Here is a 21,882-nt window from a genome sequence, read left to right as displayed (position 1 = left end):
ATTCATTATTAAATATAAATAAATATAATGATATTTTAATTTCAATAGAATATATTGATAAATATTTACAAAACTATTAAAATTTTTGTGTGTAATACAAGATATTAGCCTTGTTGGGTAATTTTTCAAAAATATATATGAATTTTACTTTTTTTAATGCAATTATAGTTTTAGATATTATAATAGTCTTAGTGCGTTTTTAGTTTTCTAGCTTTTATAACCGCAATTATTAGGGAGGCGTCATTTGTGCAAACTGATAACAAAGAAGTACTTGATTCAGAATGGATTGATTTATTGTTGGAAGCTTTAGATATGAATATTAGTAGTGCAGAAGTATCTAACTTTTTGCAACACGGAAATCAATCAGCACAGAACTAACCGACATTGTTTTCTTTAAAGAAAAATGTGTTATAATAAATTAAATCTTAGGTATACAGTAAGAAAGGTGCGCTAATATGATTGGAGAACGTATAAAACGACTGCGTCTACAAAGAGGCATCTCCTTAACAGAACTTGCCGAAAAAGCAGGCGTTGCAAAGTCATATATTAGTTCCATTGAACGAAACTTACAAAAAAATCCTTCGATTCAATTTCTCGAAAAGATTTCTAACGTTCTGCACGTTCCTGTTGATGTACTTCTTCATGATGAGCCATCTGAAGAATATACATTGGACTCTGAGTGGATAAAACTCGTTAAAGAAGCCATGCATTCTGGTGTTTCAAAAGAACAGTTTCGTGAATTTTTAGAATTTAATAAGTGGAAACAAAAACAAAAATGATGCAGAGAGAGTGCTTTCTATGAAGGTGCTCTTTTTATTTGTATTATAAAAAGCGGAGGAAATCCTCCGCTTTTGTTATATTTCTTACTTCTCTTCGCCATCAGTTTGTGAAGCATTGAAAGTCCATTCTAAATTCAATTTGTCGCCTTGGAAGATATTTTGATCTTGTCCGTTATCTTCAAACACAAATTGCACCCATAAGTAATCCTCTGAACCAGCTTTTAATCCACCTTCTTCACTCCATTCAGGAGCAAACACGTCTTTTGCAACTACATCTGGATCTACTTTTTGCAGGTCAGCTAATGTTGTTTCATAAACTGGTTCGCTTTGTTTATCCCAGTTCCAGATAAACTTCACTTTAATGTGCTTACCTAAATCTTCACCATTATTATCGCCTTTGCTATCAGTTACTGTATATTTAGTTGCTAGCTTTACATCTTTGATTGTTAATGAACCTTTATTTTGTAATAAAAATTCTTTTTTCACTGAATCGCCTGGTTTTAAGTTATCAATATCAACGATTGTTTTTGGATTAAGTGCAAGATCTAACGTACCAGCCGCAAATGTATTATTGGATACCTCTTTATCGCTAAAGTATGCAAACGTTCCTCCACCGATTAAAGATAAACCTAATGCTGCTGATGCTACTCCCATGCCTAACTTTTTCTTAAGACCCATTCTAAATTCCCCCAATTCTCTTTTTATTGTTAGCTCTTATGTAGATAAGAGGTGTAACTAATAAAATAATTTCTTCGTATCGACATAATCGTTGCGCTTCTGTACCCCATTATCTCTATGTATGTTCTTTAATAAGCTCCCTTGGGTTCATTATAAAGAACAAGTGGTATAGAAATAAAATCTCAAAAAGTTCTGTATTTTCTGCTTTTAAGTTGTTTTAATTTATTTTCCTGTCTTTTCCGTTACTTTTCTTACAATTTCTCTTTTTTTTATACATATATAATGCTTTTCTTTATTTTCACTTCATAAGCATCCCTCATAAAAATATGCTATAAAAAAGGAAAAATATCTTATCTTTTTGCTTAAAAACTATGATCTTTCTTTATTGTATCTTGCAATGCATGAAATGTACATTTGAAATTCACTTTTTCACCCTGGAACATATTTTTAGTCATATCCGAAGTTTATGTGTTACTGCTTTGTTTCCGCAGCTGCCTCTTCTTTATTTCCCTCAGGCTGTGCTGGCACCGCTGTAATTGGTTGATTTTCCTTCAACTGTTCTTCATTCGTATGATTCTCCTGCTTTTTCTCTCCTTGTTTTGAAGGCTGTACAGGTGATATGTTCTGGACATTGTTTGCTTGTTTCTGTTTCTCTTCATTAATTTGTTTTTCTAATGCCCCGATGCGTTCATCTATCTTTTGTAACACTGCTTGTTTATCAACTTCACTGCAAATACTTTGAATTTCTGTAAAACCAGTTTGCACATACTTTAATACTTCTTGTGCAGAACCCTCTTTATTTTTCTTTGCATCTTCTACCGCTTTGTTATAATATGAGTCAATCTCCGTATAGTTAGTTTGCAGCGCTGTGATTTCCACCGTAATTGCTTCACGGCTTTGCTTCCATGTAACAAGCTTATCCTCTAATTCTGCAACAGTTTCATTTCCATTTACTGCACGATTTATCACATTGTAATGATTGAAAATAGCTTCTCTATGTTGCTTTGCTTCCCCTGTTAACTTTTCAATTGCTTTTGGAAAAACCATTGCAGTTGATAAGGTTGCCTCTACTTTCTGTTGATTCAAAAAAGATGCTTCGGTATATGTCACTACTTGAGATCCCATATAAAAAGCCATAGAACATATACATGGTAATATAAGTATATTCCTTACTTTCTTTGAGGATTTTTTCATATTCACACCTACCATTTGATGAATTTATATTCCTTATAAAGAATTATAACATTCTATATAAAGAACAAGACCATCTAATAAAGATAGCCTTGTAAATTTCTTAAACTTTATCTTTCTTCACCAGCAATTTGCTGCGCAGCAAATGTCCATCTCAATTGAAGTTTATCGCCTTGGAATTCATTCTGATCCTTGTTATTATCAACAAATCCAAACTTCATTGTAAATTCATCCCGCATTAACGGGCAGTAAGACCCCCACTGATGGAAGTTTCACTTTATCAGATTTCCCTGCAGAAATACCCTTCTCATCTACACTATAATCTGTTTGAAGTAATACTTTTTTAATGTCATTCCAACTTCCTACTAAACTATATATATGTTAACTCTCAATAATTAAAGAGTATAACCATTTATACAGATTGTCCTGCATCGGAAGACTTGTTTTTCTTTTCAGAATCAATGCCGCGCAATGCTCCAAAAATAGTAACTACAGAATAACCTAACAATAAAACACCTGGAATGATTAATAACAATGCTGCTCCTGCTTTCGAATTTGCATAGTTTAGTAAATAACCAACATGCGGAACAGTAATATCTGCATACTTCCCAATTACATTTTCAGCAAGAACTGGGTTTAAATCAGGACCATTATTATTGTCCCCTTTTGTTTCATAGGCCACTTTTCCATTTATATTTTTCACATCAATAATGCGGTGAGTAACAATCCTCTTATCTTTCTCTTTAAACGTAATAACATCGCCTTTTTTATATTTTGAACCATCTTTCGTTGGTTCAATTGCAATAATAGATCCTGTTAAAAACGTAGGTTCCATCGATCCTGATAATACCGTCTTGAACTGGTATCCCATCACTGTTGGATCGCCGCCACTCGCCTTTGATGAAATAACAACAAACGCTAAAACAACCATAATCGTAAACAAAACAAAAGAAATGATATTACTAATAACTTTCCAAACTAACTTCATCTGTCTCCTTCCTTTCGTTGATTTCGTCTTTATATAAGCAAACTGCACAAAATATTCAAATTCGATGTTCTATTTAAAGAACTCACAAATATATTATAACGAATATTCAAAAAACACAATAAAAAATAGGCAAAATTCATTTACCTATTTTCATCGAGACAACTTCTTCTGTTTTTTACGATTCCAAAGAAATACCCCAATACTAAGGAAAATAAGAATACCTGCACCAATACCAGCCATTAGCTTATACGAAAAAGTAGACTTTGTTACACTACTCTCTTTCGGCTTCTCAAACACAACATCCTCTTTCGAAAGAACATTAATACTTTCTATCGTTTGATCATTTTTTTTAATATCTACAGTCCCAATAACATCACCGCGGCGAAGACCTGCTTTATATAAATTCGCCTCATCGACATGATTTTCTTTAAAAACAGCTTGTACATTTTTAGCTTCTCCTTGCTTTAATACAAGGTCAACACTTCGTTCCAATTCACCATTTACTGATTTATTCAAGTAAAGCATTTCCTTTGTCCAGTTGTTTTTATCTAACACTTGTTGTTTTGCAAATTGCGGAAATGCATAATCAGCAATCTTTCTCATGTCTTCATAAATTTCTGGCTTTTGTGAGGACATTACGACATTAATGATACGATTTCCATCTTTCTCATTTATTTGTACAAGTGTATTATGAGCTTCATTTGTAAAACCTGTTTTCCCGCCAATACAATTTGGATTTTCAAAATACTGTCCTCTATTAAAAATAGAAACAGTTTGTCTTGATGTTGTAACAGTTGTTCGCTTCGTATTCATTGCCGTCATGATTTCCGGGTGCTTCATCACACCTCTCGTAATCATCGCCATATCATACGGCGTTGTATAATGATTGGGATCATGCAGACCACTTGGCGTAACAAAGTGACTATCCTTTGCACCTAACTGCGCTGCCTTCTCATTCATCATCTTCGCAAAATTTTCTGGACTTCCTGCTACGTGCTCTGCAATCGCATACGCTACATCATTTGCACTTAGCACCATTAAAATCATAAGGGCAGTATCCCGATCTACCGTTTCCCCTGCTTGAAATTCAATTTGATAATTACTTTTCTCTTGTTCAAGAGCCTTTTGAGAAAAAGCAATTCGCTCTCCAGACTGCACATGCTCCATCAATAAAATACTCGTTAACACTTTTGTTATACTAGCTGGAAAAGCACGCTGATGCGCATTTTTGTCATACAAAACATCACCTGTTTTCGCATCGATTGAAACAGCAAACTGTCCAAACACATTCGGGTCTTGCAAACTTTCTGCATACAACTTAACAGGCGCAAACAAAAATAACAAGCTTGCAATAACTAAAGCCGAAATTTTCTTAAAGCTAAACATGCTACTCTCCCTTTTCTTTACTCTATATGTATACGTTATTTATTATAAAAATCAAAATGGAATATGAAACTACCTTTTTATTCGCCAATTTGCAGTATATCATAATTTTACAAAAAAAGACAGATTAACAATGTATAAAAATAGGAGGAATTACTCCTCCTTATCTTCCTCATCTCTTAAGAAGTCTATGAAATTATCGCTAGCTTCCCCTTCTGTTATCTCATCTGTTATCCCTATAAATGACCAGCCCTTCGATTCAATCCATTGTATAAACTCATCTATAAATTCATCATGAGATACATCTACATCAAGAACTGCTCCATTAATAGAAATCGTTCTATACCTTGGCACATACATTTTAAACGTTTTTCTTACCATACATATCCCTTCATTTATACAAAATATTATTTATTATTTTATATAATATATTAATAGAATAGAAAAAATGAACTGTTAATCCGCCCTAAAAAATACTATATAAATACAAATTAAAAAAACGACATAAAAACCACTTTCTTTTTAACGAAGGACGAGAGCATCTGGCTATGCATAGAAGCGGTCGGGGCCCTTTTCTACCACATGCAAGGTTTAAAACAAAAGGAGAAAGCAAGTAGCAGTCATGTTGTATTCTGCATAACAGCGACTTATATGTCGAAAAATTAATATATATATAACTGAAAAAAATCAACATAAACACCCTTTTCTTTTTAAGAGGGGACAAGAGCATCTAGCCATGGATGAAACGACCATGTGTCCATTTCGCATTTATTTGCTGTGCTGCTTAATATATTCATCGTAAACAGGTATTTCACTACCATTTCCAGCTCCGGCTCTTGTACTATTAAAAACATTCTCCACTTTTATTCCGTTTATTTTAACGTCTAGGTCGTGGACAATACGGTGAACATATCTTAAAGCTTGCGTATCATGATTTTTCACTGCTATATTATGTAATTTTTCAGCCCGTTCTAAATCTTCTTTCAAACCATCCTTCGATAAAGAAATAGCTTCCTTCAACGTAACAGAAATTAATTCAAAAGAACTTTTAGACTCCTCCCATGACGGGCTATTCACATCTTCATATTTTTCATATTTCTCCCAACCTGTTATATTATTTAAATCGCTATGTATTTCTGTTATTTTTTGCGGAACATTTTTTGATAGATCCTCTTTTTTTATTTGTTCAGCATTCTCGGCTTTACTTTCTTTTTTATCCGTTTTATAAAACAGCTGTACGCCGCCAACTATTAATCCTACTAAAACAAGACCTCGGGCAACAAAAAAAATCCCTTTTTTAAACATTGTGCCATGCTCCCCCTATACATCAATATCCTATTTATTCCATCATATCACATTTTCTAGAATATACCTTTTTACTACCCTATCATGCATTACGCATATGTTGATGTAAAATGAAAACCAACACCCTCTTGGTTATTTTTTGCAATATTATAAACAAAAAGTCTTGTAGAGTTCACATCATTTGATTTATAATAGAAACCATAAAATAACAAAGATATTTACACATCACCATTTCATCATGATCCCGTAGCTCAGCAGGGAGAGCGCCACCTTGACAGGGTGGAGGTCGTGAGTTCGAGCCTCTCCGGGGTCATAAAACTCAATAGTATCAAGGCTTGAGAGGGTATTCTCAAAAGCTAAAACTGTGGGGGTCTCCATCAGACACCACAAGTTAAAAGAGGACTACTTCTAGTCGGCTAATCAGCTGGCTCAGAGGTAGTCCTCTTTTTTTTGTGTCTACAAAACTGAGAAAGGACTGATAAGAAAATGCTACTTAAGTTTGCTATGAAGGACTTCAAGGAAGAAAAGGAGTTTTGTAACCTATCTGCTCGTACTATTCAAGCTTATATGGCTACTCTGCATGAGTTCCAAGTATTCTGCTCTGAGCGTGAACTCATTGATACACGAGACATCAGAGAAGCAACTGTTAAGAGCTATCTCATGTATTGTCAACGAACAAGAAAAAACAATGTAGTAACAAGAAACACAAAGCTTCATCACCTAAAGATTTTCTTTAACTATTTGCAACATGAGGACATTCTTACCGAGAAAGAAAACCCTATTCGTAAAATGAAGCTGGCTAAAGAGGATATAAAAATTGAGGTCTTTCAAGATTACCATATCAAGCAAATGCTTAGTTACTATAGGAGACTTAAAACACGTGATAAGAGTCTATATGCCTACAGAGACCACACTATTATTGTTTTCCTTTTTGGGACTGGCTCAAGACTTGGTGAGCTTATTAACATTCGCTGGAGTGAGTTGGACTTAGTAAACCAAACAGTAACCCTATTTGGTAAAGCTCGAAAGCAACAAACAGTCCCCCTCACAGACAAGCTTGTAAAAGAACTGTGTGAGTACAAAATATTCATTGAGCGTGAGCTAGGAAAACTCCCAGAGTACGTTTTTACCACACGAGAAGGGAAACAAATGAGTCCTAATAGCATCAAACTCATGTTTAAACGACTCAAAACGGTAATGAACTTTACTGATGTTCGCTTATCAGCTCATACCTTCCGTCACACTTTTGCTCATCGTTGCTTGATGGCTGGAATGGATGTTTTCACCCTTCAAAGGATGCTGAGACATAGCAGTTTGAGAATGACTGAGAGGTATCTTGCTCTTTGGGGAACTGCCTTGAGAGAGCAGAACGAGAAGTTTAATCCGCTTAATTCACTTGAGATTTAAAACAAATAAAAAGAGAACCCTCCTAGTTTGGCGACCGGAAAGGGTTCTCTCTCAGAAGAAAACTCAAAGGACTCAAAGGAGTCGAAGGAGCTTCCTTGCTATTGTATCATGCTCATTGGTACTAGCTCAAGGGGTGTTCCTTCCTATCTATATAGGAGGAAAGGAATATGTATAAGTTACAACAATATGAAAGCTTTCAGTCTGTCGCTGAGATGGACAACACAATTGATAAAACACTCAAGGAGTACAAGCTCAAAGATAGCGAGCGAGTTATCCTTATTAAGCTGTCTCAGTATAGCTGTAAGTTTGTAGGGGTAAGCTATATGAAAAACCAAACATTAGCAGACTCGGTAGGTTACTCTAAGCGTACTGTACAGCGTGCTCTAAAGCGTTTAAGCGAGTTGGGCATCATTACTCGTATTGAACAAAAGAGGATTAAAACTGGAGGTTATGGAGCGTTCATTTGTGTGATTAATCCCTTTGAGTGTCACCTCAATTTGTCATCTTGCAGGGAAGCTGAAACCCCTTGTGAGGACAGCACTAAGAAGCAAACTGAGGAGAACGAAACAATTATTCCTAAAGCTAACCTTCAAGAATTAAATAAACGTAACGAGCTCGATGTATCTTATTTGGACAACTCACATATTCCAACTGAGTTTATCAATGCAGTTAAACCTTTTATTAGTTCTGCTAAAGAGGTTTATTCTCTGTGGGGCAAAGTGGTACTGGCTCAGAAGAAGTACGCTCCAAGCTTGTTAGAATACGCTGAGATAGCCATACAAGCATTTAAACAATCTGTATTTGCTAAGAAGATGAAACGAATTAGAACAGACTTTAAGGGGTACTTCTGGGGAACACTTAGCAATATGCTTGCATTTGAGCAGAGAAGATGTAACAAAGGGAACTTGTGGAATTGGCTAGAAGTTTAACCGTGTAGCGCCACACATTAGTTATTACTGTAAGTAATAGTTAACTCAATCTAGTATTAACAAAAAGCAGTTAAACCATTGAGCTGGCTCAATCTGGTATATGCTCGATGTTCCTTCTAGGGTGGCATTAATGCTGGTATAGCATCTGGCATGTTGTTTTCTTGTAGTGACAAGCTCTCATAGGGTAAACGATGAGGTAGACCTTATTAGTCGCTCGATTGAGTGCCATCTCATAAAAAAAAGAAGCACAAGAGAGGAATACTCATGCTTCTGTTAGTTGCTCTTTTGGTTTTTCAAGTAAGAAGTCTACAGCGGTAAGCGAATAGATAGCATTAAATAATCTTAAAGCATCTACCTTTTTCCAATTACTTGGAGTATCTTTACCATGAAGTACCCAATCTCTATTTATGATTGGAAAGCGAGTTGGATTCTTATCAAAATTCCCCTGTTGAAATACTTGGTTTAAAAAACCTATGACAGACACATATGCAACTACATAGATTCTATCTGTAGATACCTCTTCTCTTACTTTCTCATACTGACCTTTCAAGCTTGTTCTTTGCTTTGTTTTGTATTTCTTAAACTTTTCGGATATAAGCATACGTGCTATACCTTCAACAATAATGAATAAGTTTGGAATGGCTACTAAATAGTTTCCGTTCTCATAGCTATTAAAACATTGTTCTAATAAACCTTTCCAATTTTCAACAAGCTTATGGTCAAGCACATCTCTTTTCATGCTCGTATATGCATACCCATTATCGTGACTAAAGTATTCTTCCATTGCGGTATCTATATCTTTAATCTCAGAAAACTCAACCACTTCACTAGGAGTCATACTTAATGGAAATGTCCACCCTCTTTCTCCGAGCTTCTCAGCAGACTCCCTCCAAGTTCTCATAGTTTCGTTCCAATCAATATCTCTTATCCGAGAGGAAAGCTCTTTCGTAGCTTCATTTATTGCATCATGCAGTTCTCTACTCATATCAACAACATCTTTAACTGTCTGGTTAACATCTTCAAATGTTTTTCTAAGCTCTTTATTTGTTTTTATGTATGCATTAAACTCTTCCAAAAATCCACTTATAGTCAAATATTCCGACGTATTGATTCTCATAATAACTTTCCCCCTTAAATAGTCTATTCCAATGATACCTCATAGCGAATCATCTTGTACAAAAAAAGAGCCACAACTAGTAAGCTGTGACCCCTCTTAATTTAATCTAATAAGTGCATAATCTGTTCTATCCTTGTCGTTCAACAGAATAATCCTTTCTCTGCACCATAACTCTTTAGGGTTAGAGCTGTTGAGTTGCTCAAAGATAATGTTAGCTCGTTCTTTTACTATTGGTTTACCATCAGTTGTAGACAAGCAGATAATCGTATTTGCTCCAACATCGAAGCTATTGAAGCTTTCTATACCTAATTCTTTAAGACTCATGCAGTTCTCCCTCCTCAGATTAATTGCGAGCTCGCTAACTTCTTAGTTTCCGTCTCCCATGTCAAAGAGAGCGTTTAAGTTAATCTCATTAGGGTTATTCTTGTTGTCCTTGCTTTGTTTAAACTTGTTGTTTAATCCAAGAGACTCAACATAGCGAATCATCTTAATCTCAAAGTCATTATACTGTTGACTGTCTCGTAGGAAGTCCTTAGAATCCAAACGAGCTGTTTTAATCATGTTCATGGCGTATCTATCTACTAGTGTTAAGTTAAAAGGGTCTACCTCATAATTATCCGTATAGTACTCCATTAGTGAGTTATACAAATTAGTCTCCTCTTGAGTCAGCTTATCTTTGAAGTCCTTTGAGTACACTCCGTGAATCAAGTTTGCTTTTGGATTTAAGTTAGCCAAACTTCTTCGCCTCCCTTCCTCAGTTTTTTGACCTATAGATTTACCTCCATGTACACGGCAACGACCCAGAGTAGTCCCATCTTCTCTCATGTATGGATTTCTCATACAAATCTTTCCGTTACCCTGTACAGCTCCACAAATAGAAGGCTCTTTTCTGAGTTCTTTTTTTAGTTCCTTGAGTGTGTCCTCATCGTTGTTAGCTTTAGCAGTTGCTACCTCGCCTGCTAACTTCTTAAATTCATCACTTTGTTTAAATGGTCTACTCATTGAGTCCACCTCCTCACAGTGTGTTTCCATGTTTAGCTACATGCTCCTCATAGAATTTATCTAACTCCCTAGTTTCCTTCTCTGCTTGTATCTCCTTTGATGCAATGTTACGAGTTGGGTCGTTCTTTAAGTTCTCAACTTTAGCCTCACAGTATTTAACTAACAGTTGTAACCTCTCAAAGTCCTCAGTAGTTACCGCCTTCTTTGGGTTGTGCTGTTTGTGTGCACTTCCACTCTCAATCATATTTACATATCCTATAACGTTATTCATAATGTAATCCCTCCGTAGATTTAATTAGTGAATATAAATCCCTTGCTCCTGCATTTCGTCCATTAGTACCATGAGAGCGCTAAAACCAAACAGCTTACAATAAGCTCTCTCAAAGTCCTCAAGTAGTAACAGCACAGTAGACAGGGCTTTCAAGTCCTGTTCGTTGCTTGCTCTGTGGTACTCAGTCAGTAACCTTGCATATTTACGTTTAGTTTTATCCATGAGATAGAGCCTCCTCAGTGTTTTATTGTTGAATCGTTACGCTCAATAGCCTTGTTAAGCCGAGTTGCTTGTTCAATCAATCTCTCGTATTTCACACGGAAATGTAACTCGTTAATCTCATTCTTTAGTTTCATTTCAACAACTTTACTTTCAAATAAAGCCTTCTCAGTCCCCTTTCTCATTAGCCTTGCACCTCGTTTGAATTATTTAAAAGCAGTAAACTGAGGGAGCGTTAACTCCCTCGTTGTTGTCTGATTACATTAGCTCTTTGCCAAAGTATTTGTTAACAGCTTGTTGTAACTCCTCAAAGTCTTTGTTAATTTGCTGGTCAGCCTCTTGAGTCTCTTTCTCCCAAACTTCTACATGAGCAGGGTTTTCTTGGTGGTGGTAAGGTTGGAAGTTATTTGGAGCGTACTTCATACCTCCTCTACCTTCATAGTGAACATCACGAATTAACCTTTCTGGGTCACCAGCTCCAGCGTAATTAGTACGTCTGTCAATCTCACGTCCTATACGCTCCATTAACTCTTTAGCTTTGTAGCCTCTACGAGAAAATTCGTAACCCTTAGCGTCTTGTTTAGCTAGTTCCTCAATTCGTAGTAGCTCCTCATCAGCTTGAACTTTTGAGATTTCACCACTTACACTATTAAGTTGGTCTTGTAAGTTAGCAATCTCAGAGTTAAACTCCTCAATAGCCTTCTGGTACTTCTCAACACGCTTCTTATTAGTTTGCGACTCATCAAGCATCAAATCAGTTTCCGCTAGTTGTAACGCTGACTGCACTCGACCTAGCTTGCTCTCTACCTTTGAGATAGAGCTTTGTAAGTCTCCTTGTTGAGCTTGTAATTTCTCCATCTTAGTTTCGTTAGTTTTCTTGAAAAAGTTAAACATATTCAATCACTCTCCATAGTTTTAGTTTTGTTAGCCTCTCCCTTGAGATAGCTATAAAACCCATCAGATGGGCTCCTCAGCTCCACTCTATGAGCTTCTGCACCGTTAACCTTCCTTAAGGAAAGAGCCTCTTAGCGGGCTTTGTAGCTATCTCAAAAGGTGTTGACTTTCACGTTTAAATTTGTTAATCTTATATTGGGTTAGTCTGCGAGTTGCTAACTCGATAGTTTTTAGAAGTAAGGTGGCTCTTGTCTACCACCTCAAGTATTTCTTCAAGCGTTATTTGCTTAGATTGGCGACTCACTAAATTAGGATGAAGAAGTATTACGTCTCTTACAGTTCTAATCTCAACAGTAATTCTCAACTCACGGAACTTCTTGAGTGTCTTACTCACAAAGCTCTTTGAATATCCAAGTAGTTCAATTATGTCTTTACCTCTCCAAAGTTCTAGATTACTTGTATCCTTCTCAGTGGGATTGCTACAAAGCAAATGCGTTGAATAGTGCATATGAGAAAGCAAATCAGCTAAGAAACCCAGCTCATTTAGTGTTAACTCCCTAGCAACCTCTTGCAGTCGCTTCTTGAATATCTTCACAAAGGATACTTTGCCTTGTAGCTCACCACAAGAGTAAAAGCCCTCTGAGATGTTAACAAAAACCTCTTTGCCTTTTTGCTCTTTTGTTATCAACCCATAAGATTCTAATTCTGTGAGTACATTGTAGGTTTGCTTTGGTTTTTTGCCAATCATATCAGCTACACCACTAACAGTTAATCTATTCTCACTATCTTTAAATAACTTACCTTCTCCGTTCATACTCATAGCAGTTGTTAACAAGAGAAGTACGCCCTTTTGACCTTGCGTTAATTGACTAGCTATCACGGAATAGTTATCAACTTTTTGCATGACAAAATGTCTCCCATCTCTATTGTTTTGCGCCTCGTTGTATTTTCTTCTGGCTTCTTTCTGAGCTGGACTAACTAACTCGTATCCTTCATTGAGTAAATCTCCAATCTTTTTATCTAAATCCATCTGCTTTCACCCCTATTTTTGTTGTTTAAATAGCTCCCTTGTTTTTCTACTTATTTCTTCTGAGTCGGCAACCAATTGAACATACTCACCAAGGGTAAAGCCTGCTAGGTCAGCTAAGAAGCTCATACTCTCTTTTAACCTCTTGCAGTCAATCATCTGTTTGCCTTCCTCAGTTTCTAAATACTCGAAAATTGAACGTGTCCATTTCTTCTCGTTAACTCGTTTGTGTACTATCCACAAGTTACTTGCTGTTGAACCTACCATGAGCGAGTTCAGTGGAATGAGGTGGTCTAACTGTCCGTCATTCCCAAGAGGCAAGCCACTCAACATGCATTTACCTTGTGAGAACTTAATCAGTCGCTCGTAGTCTTCAACTGTGTAATCTCCTTCTAATCCAACATTCAACGCTCTATCATTTAGATTCTTAATGTATCTATTGAGTTGGCTCTTTCGGTTATACTCTCTTGTTGTCTTTTTAAAGCACACTCTACATTGAGGACGCAAATAGCCATAAATGTACTTTTGAAATTCCTCTGCGAGTTTCACCTCATGGCACTTAGAACACTCACGTTGTACCTCAGAGGCTGTTAACTCATCAATCAAGCTCAGTGTGCCTACTCGATTCTCTTTAATTATGAATTTACTCATTTTGTTTCATCTCCTTAGTTTTTCTATTTAGTTTTTATTTTCAACACTTAGCAGTCGTGAAGGGTCTTTCTCCCCAAGAGCTGTAGCTATCTTGTTTAGAACCCCCAAGCTCACCGACTTACTTTTCTTAATCCGAGCTAAGCTAGGTTGTTTTAACCCAGTTCGTTCAGCCAGCTCAATTTGCGTTATATCATATCTCTTGCAAATCCTATCAAGGTCAATAAAAAACTTTACTGTCATCGACTTACCTCCTTTGTTAGATTCTCTATAACATTTTTGTTATACACTCTCCAAAAAGAAAAATGGCTCAAGAGAGTAAGCCACTAAACTTAGGAGATGAAATGAATAAACGATTATTACCCCACGAGATGGACAATGAGGTGCCCCCTCTGAGTCGCAAGCTCAGAGAAGAGCTAATGAAAAACCTTCTGACAGAAAAGGTGAAAACTTCAAAGAAGCCTCCATGAGTTGCACTCCGTAGAATGTAACCTAGCAAACCTCTTAAAAGTCCTTACACTATATTTATGAAGTTGGTGTTTACTGCTAACTTTTAGTTAGTTATGGTTATATCAACGTTTGCAGCACTTTTGGTAATAACTAGCAGAAAAATTATTTTAAGTTTTTTACTCCTCACTATATTTATGAGGTTAGTGTGACAAAATAAGGTCTAACACTCCAGTTCCAAACTACTTAATTTCCCCTCAATCGCTTGTGACTCTAAGGCTTAAACTTTTTTTGAAAACAAATTTGCACTACCTCCGTGGTCGATACATTATAGTGACCCTTTTCATCTTCATCTATTTTGACCTGCACTAAACATTGTTTCGGTCAGCTTTCCTTTGAGGTGTTTCAAATTACCGATGTTAGCCCTTTGAGGTGTTTCAAATTACCGATATCTTTTTAGCTAAACTCCTTGTGGCTCTAAGGTTCAATCCACTTTTAGGTACTTTTATCCTCTTTATTCTTATACACTCCAACTCATCGTTCTTCTAAGTGGCTAACCTAAATCGTTGCTAGCTCAAGGGAAGAAATAAAAAAATAACCCTTGAGACAGAAGCAAATTAGCTCCACCTCAAGGGTTATCGTTATTAATTACTATGTAGTTTATCCTTCTCATATATAAATAAAATACTGAGATGGTTAACTAATTAGTTCAACTATTAGTCGCTAGCTCGTAAGTTCTTTTATTTGTTTTCTTTACGAGATAGTAACTATTTAGTTATTCTTATTAGTTGAACTATTAGTTATCTATTTAGTTATTCTTATTAGTTCTTTATTTATTATTTATCTGAGTTGGTTGACTATTAGTTCAACTCTTAGTTATTACTCATCAGTTATAACTAAATACATTATATTTATGAAGTTAGTGTTTATTAATAAGGTTAACTAACTGTCAAAAGCATTGAGATAGCAACTCATTGGTTGGCTACTGAGGAGGGAGCTTTTTAGTCAACCTTTTAGTTGAAAAAAATTTTTTCATTCTCATAGTAACGTTGTATGGCTACTATCGGTATTTGAGATACCCCTATCCTTGTGATTTTTCAGTTCTAAAATCATGAGGCAAACTAACAGCTCACTCCAAATCATCTCATTTGACTAAAGTCTATTGACACAAAACTAAGTTGTTGATACTATTGAGTCAACAACGTCTCATATAAGTGTCTCATAAATACTAAGGAGGAAACACTATGATATATGGATATGCTAGGGTATCAACTCAAGGGCAGAACTTAGAGAGTCAGCTCACTGAACTAAAAAAGGCAGGGGCTGAGGAGGTATACAAAGATAAGGCTAGTGGTAAGAACCTAAACAGAGATGGCTTAAATGACCTACTGAGCCAGCTAACTCAAGGGGATACACTCATCGTTACCAAGATGGATAGAATAGCTAGGAATGTACGAGAAGGCATAGACCTTATTAGCCAACTCAATGAGAAAGGAATTAAACTGCATGTTCTCAATATGGGGGTATTTGATGGCTCGCCTACAAGTAAGCTAATCACAAATATTCTACTGAGTGTAGCTGACTGGGAAAGAGAAATGCTATTAGAAAGACAGCGAGCAGGGATTGAAGAAGCTAAGAAACGTGGAGCTTATAAAGGTAGAGCTAAGAAGTATACTTCAAAGAATGCTAGCTTAGTACACGCTTTGGAGCTGTACGACAATAGAGAAGCTAACAAGATGACTATGAACAAGATTGCTGAGGTTACACAAATAAGCAGAGCTACATTGTACAGAGCTATTAAGGAACGTGAGGAGACAGCTAACTAATCAGCTACTCCTCTTTTTTTGTTTGCTAAGAAAGGAAACTATATAGACATAGCTCTATTTGTACTTTACTCAAAAATGAGCCTATCGAGGGTGGGGTTTTGACTATTTAGCTATACGCTATGAGAAAGGTACACAGAGTACTCCCTATTTTGTATTTGTTAGCATATAATGGAAATATAAACTAAAGGGAGATGGTCAATATGTTTAAAGCTTTCAAGAATTGGTACGACAAGCAAAACGCCAAGCACCAAGAAAAGGTAGCTGAATACAAAGAACTACGAGCTAGACAAAAAGAAGAAAACTCAAAGGGTAACGGTGGAATCACTGTAGTGCTTAAGACTGGTCAAGAGATACGCTTGTCAGCCGGTGAGTCGCTAATATTTATGGGTACATACACAAAAGATAACATCCAGAAGAATAAACGTTTTTCACTCAATGGCATAACTGTATATGCTAACAACATTAGCCACTACTACCAAAGCGAAGACGTAAAAGTAGACTGATAAGGTTATTCACCTTGAGAGTACCTACTCAAAAGTATTTCTGTGGAGGTCGTTGCAAAAAGTACTTGACCAATGAATATAACTCCTTTAGTATTTTCCGTAAGAAACTCTAATTGAAGTAGTTCTCAATGAGGATAATAACTTGAGAGCCTTGATATATATAAGTTTTATTAACTCCCTTTCTTTCATCTGTTAAGAAAATTGCCTTGACAGGGTGGAGGTCGCTGGTTCGAACCCAGTCGGGATCATAACTGTAGAAACCGTGTCAAATAAATGTTTGATGCGGTTTTTATTTATTTACTCGCATACTCTACAACACCAGTGGTCACATTCCCTACAAAATCTCTTCCATTTTATTAACTGCATCGTTGGCAGTACATGTGAATAAGTGTCTAATGTGATTTTAATGTTACTATGCCCTAATCTCTCAGAAATCACCTTCACATTTACATCTTTAGCTAATAACAAAAATGGAGGTTTGAAACATAATGGATCACAACAGACTGATGAGAGAGAAGCCTAAGAGTTATTCAAGACTTGTTATCAAGACCTAAATTGTAAAAATTCATAAAAAATAAAGGGCTATACATATTAGTCATGTCTAATATGTATAGCCCTTTTACTTCATACTCTTTTCTGGAACAACAACATTTTCTATTAATGATTTTTTATCCACTCTGATTTATTCAATATATAGTGATTATATAATTCGTTTTCTATTTTCTGTTGACTCAGATAAGTAAATCCACATTTTTCAATAACTTTATTTGATGAAACGTTGTTAATTAAAGCTACTGCGTTAATGACATCTAAATTTGTATTTGTAAATAAATAGTTAATCAATCCTGTAGACGCTTTAGTAGCGTATCCTTTCTTTTGATATTCACTTGAAATGGCATACATAATTTCTCTATTCGGTGAAGGTAGCTCATCTTTAATACCTGTACAGCACCAACCAATAAATTCATCGGTTTCCTTAATAAATACCCCTAGTTTTAAAAAATGACCATCTATGTTTGAGGTATTTACAGCGGCATCAAAAAATGCTTTATTTGCTGGTATTTCATAATTGGTAACCCAATCTACCCTTTGTTCTTTTGTTGATTTCCAGTCTGGCAAGAAATTAAATATTTCGGGTTGATTTGAAATTCTGTATATATTATCTGCATCTTTAATGGAAAACTCTTGGAGATAGATATCTCCGCAATCTATTCTAAATAATCTTTCTGATGTTTTATGCTTCATAACTCTTCCCCTTGTAAGTCATATTTTCATTACTTCTTTTATTAAGCAATCTTATTCCATTTAACTCCCTTCTCCTTAATAACAATTATCTCAAGATTTAATCATTTATACAATCAGATATTCCAGAATATGGACCGATTGCTGAATAAGAAAAAATCCTGCACATCAACACAGGATTTTGATCAAACTTTTTTACATATTATCAATCTTTATTTTAAACGATCAGACTTTTTTATAAATTATCAAACTTTGTTTTAAAGCCACAATATTTCCTTATATCTGTTTGTATACATCCGCGTATGCAAATTTTAACTGCTCACGCAGTTGCTTTTTCTCTTCTTCTAACTTCTTAATCTTACGTTTCAAAGAGGCGATAATTGCATCTTTATTGTTTTCATCTAGCTCACACTTGATTTGTTTTGGCGTAGGAGTTTCCGCTTGTTGCTGGCGCAGGCTCTCAATCCGTTCACGCAGTTCACGGTTATTGTATAGCGTGGCTTTTGCTACGCCAGCCTCGCTTGCCACACTATTAAAATTGATAGGATCATTGGCTCGCACGAGCCTTTGGATGGCTTTATCCACCTTTTGCGAAGTAGTCGCTTTTCTTGATGCATGAATTGCTTTTAAATGTTCTTTACGGTCATAATTAGTCATTTTTTCACACCTTGCTTTCTTTTCATCCGATCTTGTCTTCCAAAGATAATATTACCTTCGCGGATATTGTTTAAAATGTCATGATAACGTTGTAGGTTTCTCTCCTGTTTTTCTACCATATCATCCCGACCGTGCTGTTTTGCGACCTCAATGGATTTAGATGTTGTTTTTACGTGAAGCGCATACTTTTGTACATCATATTCTGAAAAACCGATTGCCAAGTCCTTACATGGACTTCCACCATTACACGTAAGACAAGGAGGTGCTTCCATATGAGGACAATTCCCTTTCAATCGGGCATGACACGTCCCGTACGGGTTGTCCATCGCGTTCAACTTATGATCCTGCCAAAGAGAGCGCAGAATGTCCTCTGGGATGTCTTCGTCCGATTTAACTTCTTGCACCTCGCCATTTAGGTCAAAACTGAACACACCTTGGTTGATAACCGATTCAAATGCTTTTCGCTTCGTTTCATCCAACAGTTTGGCATACCGTAAGGTCATTTCGGGCGAGGCATGCGCCAACAGTTCCTGTACAGTTAGAATATCTGCACCGCCATTTAACATTTTGATGGCGTAGGTATGTCGAAATTGATGCAGTTTAAAGTGGAACAGTTTTCCATTCTCATCTAGAATGTTCTTTTGTTTTGCTAGTTTGTTTAATTCTCGTTGAATCCATTTTTGATAATAAGGATTGCCTTTTCGAGAGCCACGATAATGAACGAAAATTAACCCTTCGGGGTTATTCTCCTGGTTGCTATTCTCTTTGGATTTGTGAATGAAAACAGCGAGGATATTTGCCAAATCTTCGTCAATCGGGATTCGGTGTCCTTGTACGTAGGTCTTCTCAATATTCGTGACAATGGAGTATTTCCCGTTCAGACACTCTAAACAATTAGATGTGAGTCCCAATACATCTGAAATACGTAATCCTGTTTTAAAAGCAACCCATACCACAGGAATGACCTCTTTGTGTAAGTCATCGATGTGCATAAAGAATTGTTCTAACACAAAGTCAGGAATGTAATCAATTTGATCAACAGACTTCTTTTTTCGTTTCGGCTTGTCTTCAGGAAAGAGTAACAATCGTATATTGGTTTCAGGAGCAATATCGTATTCGTATCGCTGGATGTCTTCCAAGAACTTTCTTATGACGGTCAGTATCATTAATATATATTGTTCAGGGCTCGCAATTTTTCGAGTCAAATTATTTCTTGCATAATCATGTAACCATTGAATATACCGTTCCATATGTGATCGTTTCAATCCTTTTAAATTCGTCCATGAAGGTTCTAAGGAAAATATAAGTGACAAGAACTTTGGTAAATAAGCTAGATAACTTTGAGCTGTACTCCATGAGAAATGATTCTTACTAAGTAAGCGTTGTTTAATATATTTTTTAATATGCTGACGCATTTCCACTTGTTCAATTTTGGTGAAATTAATGTAATAGTTATTCTGGCTTTTGTTATAGGTAACTCCATATTTGTCATACAAGACCCGCACATCCCATCGATCTTTCTCCCATTCTTCACGCGTATCGGTCAGCGGAAAAAGATAGGAATGAATAACTCGTAAAAAGTTTGCTGTGGGTGTTTTTTGTGTGAGAACACCATATGTTATGTCTCTTACATTTTGTTGTGTTGGAACACCTTGCTGTTCAAGCCAAAACCACCATTCCCGTTCTGTTTGGTCGATGTCTAAATTAAGAAGAGAGGGAAGGGAAGGGCAGGATACTTTTCGTTGAGAAATGCCGTTAACCTTCGCAAGTACGTTGGTTGCCCATTAAATACGCTGTTTAATGTCCATTCTTCCTTAAATAATTTCTGATACCACACATATTTTATTTCTAGATTAACAGTCGCACTATTAATTTGAAAAGACATATTCTGTCTTCCTCTATAATTCTTCGCCACCTCCTGAAATTGCGAAATGTTTTCTAAAAAGCTGGGATTCCAAACATCGTGAACCAAAAAATAGGGGTCTTTCACGTGCTGGGTGGCAACAGAGCCATCTTTCTCTATGATCTTCACGGGATAACTCGACAGCTCGCACTTCAATCGTTCATGAAATCCAAGTTGTTCTGTATCAATCTGATAAGTTTGTTTCATTCTCTCACGACATTCTGTTGATTGATTTGAAATGCGTCCTGTGCCTTTTCCCAATCCTTACGGATGTCTTCGTCCGAAGGATGAAGGTAAAGGTTCATGGTCGTTTGGATTTGTGAATGACCAAGGCGTTCTTGCACCTGTTTAATATCCTTCGTCTCCTGATAGTACATCGTAGCGTGCGTATGACGAAACAGGTGAGGGTGGACATTGATTCCTGTTTTCTGCCGCAACCGTTTGAACAGAGCTTCTACATCCCCATAGGTCATTGGTTTACCCGTATTCTTACCGCGCAGTTTGACGAACACAAAGTTGGTTTCGACGTCCAATTCGTCAATGACTTCGTACAGGTAGTCATCATATAAGTCCATGAGATCCTGTGAAACAAAGATTTCCCGTTCTCCTGTTTTCAGTTTCGCACCGTTCTCTAATTCCCCACGATCCGTCAAGCGAATGCGATGCCCTTTTTGATGACTAAACTTGAAATCCTCTAAAAATAATGAAAGAGTCTCTCCAATTCTTAATCCCGTCTCAAACAGGAGCTGGATGAGAAAGGTGTCCCGTATATTCGTTGCTGCCGCTAAGACCTGTTTCACCTGTTCTTTTGTAAGCGTCTGCACCCTCTTGCGAGGTTCTTTTACCTTCAACACATTCCGCATAGATGGCTTGTCCTTGTTGACGTGATGAAGGAAACTCTTATACCGCGTTCTCCCGCCTGTAAAGACCTGACGTATCAATTTCTCTTCCATATCACGCGGTAACTCTTCATTTCGGTACAAATAGTCATAGAAGTTTGTGACAGCGGTGATCGTAAGATTTACCGTTCTCTCTGTTTTCTTTGCCTGCACAGATCGAAGGGACGTTACTTTGGTGCTCTCATACGGATTCCGAAGCCACTCCACCAAGTCCTCTAATCTAATACTCTTGTAATCTTTCTCTGTTTCTTGTAAGTACAGGAAATACTGTTTTAGTGCATAACAGTACGTTTTCTGTGTATTGTTGCTTTTTCCTGTAACATCCAAATACTTGAGGTACTTCATCACAGGAATTACAGGAATGCCTTCATTATCTACTAATATGTATCTCTTTCCATTCTCTAGGATCACCTCTTGTACACGCATAGACCTTTACCTCCTAAACCCTTTTACGCTCGGTTTACCGACCACGCTACGCCTCCCGCTGTGGGCTTTGTTCTCTAACTAATAAAAAACACATTTCATTAATGACATTATATACATAATAGACAATTTTTTTGAATATCT

General features: G+C 36.5%; 25 protein-coding genes, 1 tRNA gene and 3 pseudogenes. 7 read left to right on the top strand and 22 right to left on the bottom strand.

Translation table 11 applies throughout. The annotated features are described in order from the left end of the window. Positions 1 to 246 precede the first annotated feature (246 nt). Positions 247 to 378 carry an anti-repressor SinI family protein gene (locus WAZ07_RS04390; protein WP_139207651.1) on the top strand — a complete coding sequence of 44 codons (132 nt, stop codon included), beginning with the start codon at positions 247 to 249 and terminating at the stop codon, positions 376 to 378. Between the two features lie 77 nt (positions 379 to 455). Beyond that, on the top strand, positions 456 to 779 hold the full coding sequence (locus WAZ07_RS04385; protein WP_336471482.1) for a helix-turn-helix domain-containing protein: 324 nt from the start codon (positions 456 to 458) through the stop codon (positions 777 to 779). Between the two features lie 84 nt (positions 780 to 863). On the opposite strand, the gene calY is transcribed toward WAZ07_RS04385, so the two are convergent. From calY to WAZ07_RS04350, 7 genes and pseudogenes are all read right to left on the bottom strand, one after another. Next, positions 864 to 1,457 carry a biofilm matrix protein CalY gene (gene calY, locus WAZ07_RS04380; protein WP_336471481.1) on the bottom strand — a complete coding sequence of 198 codons (594 nt, stop codon included), beginning with the start codon at positions 1,455 to 1,457 and terminating at the stop codon, positions 864 to 866. A gap of 471 nt (positions 1,458 to 1,928) precedes the next feature. After that, positions 1,929 to 2,582 carry a DUF4047 domain-containing protein gene (locus tag WAZ07_RS04375; RefSeq protein WP_336471799.1) on the bottom strand — a complete coding sequence of 218 codons (654 nt, stop codon included), beginning with the start codon at positions 2,580 to 2,582 and terminating at the stop codon, positions 1,929 to 1,931. A gap of 176 nt (positions 2,583 to 2,758) precedes the next feature. Next, a pseudogene (locus WAZ07_RS26170) lies at positions 2,759 to 2,960 on the bottom strand (TasA family protein); the annotation flags it as partial. 100 nt (positions 2,961 to 3,060) lie between these two features. Next, the gene (sipW, locus tag WAZ07_RS04365; protein ID WP_336471480.1) at positions 3,061 to 3,636 is read right to left on the bottom strand and encodes a signal peptidase I SipW; all 576 of its coding nucleotides are present in this window, start codon (positions 3,634 to 3,636) and stop codon (positions 3,061 to 3,063) included. Between the two features lie 150 nt (positions 3,637 to 3,786). Then, the gene (locus tag WAZ07_RS04360; RefSeq protein ID WP_336471479.1) at positions 3,787 to 5,022 is read right to left on the bottom strand and encodes a D-alanyl-D-alanine carboxypeptidase family protein; all 1,236 of its coding nucleotides are present in this window, start codon (positions 5,020 to 5,022) and stop codon (positions 3,787 to 3,789) included. A 150-nt stretch (positions 5,023 to 5,172) separates the two neighbouring features. Then, entirely contained in the window at positions 5,173 to 5,400 is a 228-nt protein-coding gene (locus WAZ07_RS04355; RefSeq protein ID WP_336471478.1) for a hypothetical protein, read from the bottom strand. 387 nt (positions 5,401 to 5,787) lie between these two features. Then, positions 5,788 to 6,324 carry a hypothetical protein gene (locus tag WAZ07_RS04350; protein WP_336471477.1) on the bottom strand — a complete coding sequence of 179 codons (537 nt, stop codon included), beginning with the start codon at positions 6,322 to 6,324 and terminating at the stop codon, positions 5,788 to 5,790. 240 nt (positions 6,325 to 6,564) lie between these two features. Here WAZ07_RS04350 and WAZ07_RS04345 point away from each other — a divergent pair. The 3 genes from WAZ07_RS04345 to WAZ07_RS04335 all read left to right on the top strand — a co-directional run bounded on the left by WAZ07_RS04345 (position 6,565) and on the right by WAZ07_RS04335 (position 8,660). Further along, positions 6,565 to 6,637 (top strand) — tRNA-Val (locus WAZ07_RS04345). 173 nt (positions 6,638 to 6,810) lie between these two features. Next, positions 6,811 to 7,731 carry a tyrosine-type recombinase/integrase gene (locus tag WAZ07_RS04340; protein WP_336471476.1) on the top strand — a complete coding sequence of 307 codons (921 nt, stop codon included), beginning with the start codon at positions 6,811 to 6,813 and terminating at the stop codon, positions 7,729 to 7,731. Positions 7,732 to 7,898: 167 nt separating this feature from the next. Further along, a complete protein-coding gene (locus WAZ07_RS04335) occupies positions 7,899 to 8,660 on the top strand; it encodes a helix-turn-helix domain-containing protein (protein ID WP_336471475.1) in 762 nt (253 codons plus the stop codon). Positions 8,661 to 8,922: 262 nt separating this feature from the next. Here the strand turns inward: WAZ07_RS04335 and WAZ07_RS04330 are convergent, their stop codons facing one another. From WAZ07_RS04330 to WAZ07_RS04285, 10 genes are all read right to left on the bottom strand, one after another. After that, on the bottom strand, positions 8,923 to 9,777 hold the full coding sequence (locus WAZ07_RS04330; protein ID WP_336471474.1) for a hypothetical protein: 855 nt from the start codon (positions 9,775 to 9,777) through the stop codon (positions 8,923 to 8,925). A 96-nt stretch (positions 9,778 to 9,873) separates the two neighbouring features. Next, entirely contained in the window at positions 9,874 to 10,101 is a 228-nt protein-coding gene (locus tag WAZ07_RS04325) for a hypothetical protein (protein WP_336471473.1), read from the bottom strand. A gap of 42 nt (positions 10,102 to 10,143) precedes the next feature. Continuing rightward, the gene (locus WAZ07_RS04320; RefSeq protein WP_336471472.1) at positions 10,144 to 10,779 is read right to left on the bottom strand and encodes an HGGxSTG domain-containing protein; all 636 of its coding nucleotides are present in this window, start codon (positions 10,777 to 10,779) and stop codon (positions 10,144 to 10,146) included. Between the two features lie 13 nt (positions 10,780 to 10,792). After that, complete coding sequence (locus WAZ07_RS04315; protein ID WP_336471471.1) at positions 10,793 to 11,050, bottom strand: hypothetical protein; 258 nt, start codon at positions 11,048 to 11,050, stop codon at positions 10,793 to 10,795. Between the two features lie 24 nt (positions 11,051 to 11,074). After that, on the bottom strand, positions 11,075 to 11,272 hold the full coding sequence (locus WAZ07_RS04310) for a hypothetical protein (protein ID WP_336471470.1): 198 nt from the start codon (positions 11,270 to 11,272) through the stop codon (positions 11,075 to 11,077). 14 nt (positions 11,273 to 11,286) lie between these two features. Beyond that, on the bottom strand, positions 11,287 to 11,454 hold the full coding sequence (locus tag WAZ07_RS04305; RefSeq protein ID WP_336471469.1) for a hypothetical protein: 168 nt from the start codon (positions 11,452 to 11,454) through the stop codon (positions 11,287 to 11,289). A gap of 73 nt (positions 11,455 to 11,527) precedes the next feature. After that, complete coding sequence (locus WAZ07_RS04300) at positions 11,528 to 12,163, bottom strand: hypothetical protein (RefSeq protein WP_336471468.1); 636 nt, start codon at positions 12,161 to 12,163, stop codon at positions 11,528 to 11,530. 190 nt (positions 12,164 to 12,353) lie between these two features. Next, entirely contained in the window at positions 12,354 to 13,193 is an 840-nt protein-coding gene (locus WAZ07_RS04295; RefSeq protein ID WP_336471467.1) for a MarR family transcriptional regulator, read from the bottom strand. A 12-nt stretch (positions 13,194 to 13,205) separates the two neighbouring features. Then, positions 13,206 to 13,841 (bottom strand): hypothetical protein, encoded by a 636-nt coding sequence (locus tag WAZ07_RS04290; protein ID WP_336471466.1) that lies wholly within the window; start codon positions 13,839 to 13,841, stop codon positions 13,206 to 13,208. Between the two features lie 27 nt (positions 13,842 to 13,868). Then, on the bottom strand, positions 13,869 to 14,081 hold the full coding sequence (locus WAZ07_RS04285; protein WP_336471465.1) for a helix-turn-helix domain-containing protein: 213 nt from the start codon (positions 14,079 to 14,081) through the stop codon (positions 13,869 to 13,871). Between the two features lie 1,448 nt (positions 14,082 to 15,529). Here WAZ07_RS04285 and WAZ07_RS04280 point away from each other — a divergent pair. After that, positions 15,530 to 16,111, top strand: a complete 582-nt coding sequence (locus WAZ07_RS04280; protein WP_336471464.1) for a recombinase family protein — start codon at positions 15,530 to 15,532, stop codon at positions 16,109 to 16,111. A 200-nt stretch (positions 16,112 to 16,311) separates the two neighbouring features. Beyond that, a complete protein-coding gene (locus tag WAZ07_RS04275) occupies positions 16,312 to 16,614 on the top strand; it encodes a hypothetical protein (RefSeq protein WP_336471463.1) in 303 nt (100 codons plus the stop codon). A 334-nt stretch (positions 16,615 to 16,948) separates the two neighbouring features. On the opposite strand, the pseudogene WAZ07_RS04270 reads toward WAZ07_RS04275, so the two are convergent. The 5 genes and pseudogenes from WAZ07_RS04270 to WAZ07_RS04250 form a co-directional block, all read right to left on the bottom strand. Further along, positions 16,949 to 17,082, bottom strand: a pseudogene (locus tag WAZ07_RS04270) (site-specific integrase); the annotation flags it as partial. A 189-nt stretch (positions 17,083 to 17,271) separates the two neighbouring features. Beyond that, on the bottom strand, positions 17,272 to 17,859 hold the full coding sequence (locus WAZ07_RS04265; protein ID WP_336471462.1) for a GNAT family N-acetyltransferase: 588 nt from the start codon (positions 17,857 to 17,859) through the stop codon (positions 17,272 to 17,274). A 273-nt stretch (positions 17,860 to 18,132) separates the two neighbouring features. Beyond that, positions 18,133 to 18,513: a DUF6262 family protein gene (locus tag WAZ07_RS04260; protein ID WP_336471461.1), complete on the bottom strand. Its 381-nt coding sequence runs from the start codon at positions 18,511 to 18,513 to the stop codon at positions 18,133 to 18,135. After that, positions 18,510 to 20,623, bottom strand: a pseudogene (locus WAZ07_RS04255) (tyrosine-type recombinase/integrase). The gene WAZ07_RS04260 and the pseudogene WAZ07_RS04255 overlap by 4 nt, the downstream one beginning before the upstream one ends. Then, the gene (locus tag WAZ07_RS04250; protein WP_336471460.1) at positions 20,620 to 21,741 is read right to left on the bottom strand and encodes a tyrosine-type recombinase/integrase; all 1,122 of its coding nucleotides are present in this window, start codon (positions 21,739 to 21,741) and stop codon (positions 20,620 to 20,622) included. The pseudogene WAZ07_RS04255 and the gene WAZ07_RS04250 overlap by 4 nt, the downstream one beginning before the upstream one ends. Between the last annotated feature and the right edge of the window lie 141 nt (positions 21,742 to 21,882).

Source organism: Bacillus bruguierae (assembly GCF_037104725.1).
Lineage (GTDB): Bacteria > Bacillota > Bacilli > Bacillales > Bacillaceae_G > Bacillus_A > Bacillus_A bruguierae.
This window is presented reverse-complemented; position numbering and strand designations above follow the sequence as displayed.